Raw genomic sequence first — 1,150 nt, 5'->3', positions numbered from 1 at the left:
TTAACCGCAATCTTGCCTCGCTAGTCGGGTGCAGACGCGAGGATTCCTCGCTTCAACCAACTCGTTCGTAGCTCATTGGCTACGGCTCAGTGCTTTGCGAACCTGTAAAGGAGTTTTACCCGTCCAGTTACGAAAGGCCCGGCTGAACGCACTTTGTTCGGAATACCCCAGCATTAGTGAAATCTCGCTCAAGGAAAGAGCGGGATCGGCCAGATATTGATTGGCCAGTTCCTGCCGCAACTTGTCGAGCAGCCCTTTGTAGGTTTGGTCACGCTGATGAAGAGAACGGTACAGGGAGCGCAAGGGCATATTCAGCTTCTTCGCAAGCCAGGCCATGCTGAGTTCGCCCTCTTCCAGGCCGGTCATCATGGCTCGCTGAAAGGTGTTGAGAAATTCATCAGACGCCGACAGGCTGCGTACCATCGCGTCAGCCTTGCGATCCAAAATTTCGCAGAGATGGGCATCTCGGCTGTTGATCGGCAACTTCAACAGGCTGATTGGCAATTTCATCGCCAGGGCTTCGCAATCAAAATGAACCGTACAGCCGAGCAGCTCTTCATGCCGTTTGGCATCTGCCGGTTGCGAATCGGGAAACTCAATCAGTGACGGCCGCACACGCTGCGGAGCTGTCAGTGAATTCAAAACAGTCAGCAAAGCGGAAACCAGCACATCATTTGAGGCCGCCGTGGAAGGACCACGCTCGCCAGCCCAGCCAAAATACAGATCGTGCCCTTGTTGACGCATCCAGGAAAAGGACAAATCGTGCAGCAAAACCTGGAAGCGTTGGAGCCGTTGCAGCGCCTGACCCAATGTTTCGCAGCTGGCGGCCAGATAACCGAGAACGCCAACATCCTGTGCCTGAGCGTAACGACCAACGCGCAAACCTACCGTCGGGTCGCCGCTGACCACGGCCAATTCATCCAGCAATTGCCACCACTGTTCGATGGGAATGCGTTCGGATCGACAAGCGTCATCGAGCCTCTTGTTCAAGCCGGCATGGGTGATCCCTTCGGCCTCCATGAAGCGACGAATGAGGTAAGTGGTTCGGGCAAAGACCTGGGCGCCAGTCGCCATAAATTTTTTGTTTGGCACGCGATGTCAAAAAATAATAAGCAAAGGTCAAGACGCTGGCCAGCAACCACCGCAAACT

1 protein-coding gene is annotated in these 1,150 nt (G+C 54.5%); it reads right to left on the bottom strand.

Translation table 11 applies throughout. The features are described from left to right. Nucleotides 1-72: 72 nt before the first annotated feature. A complete protein-coding gene (locus A11A3_RS17105; RefSeq protein WP_157375829.1) occupies nucleotides 73-1,092 on the bottom strand; it encodes an AraC family transcriptional regulator in 1,020 nt (339 codons plus the stop codon). Nucleotides 1,093-1,150 lie beyond the last annotated feature (58 nt).

This window comes from Alcanivorax hongdengensis A-11-3, assembly GCF_000300995.1.
In the GTDB taxonomy this organism is placed as follows: Bacteria; Pseudomonadota; Gammaproteobacteria; order Pseudomonadales; family Alcanivoracaceae; genus Alcanivorax; species Alcanivorax hongdengensis.
The sequence above is the reverse complement of the archived record's forward strand: the minus strand, read 5'-3'. Positions and strand labels throughout refer to the sequence as shown.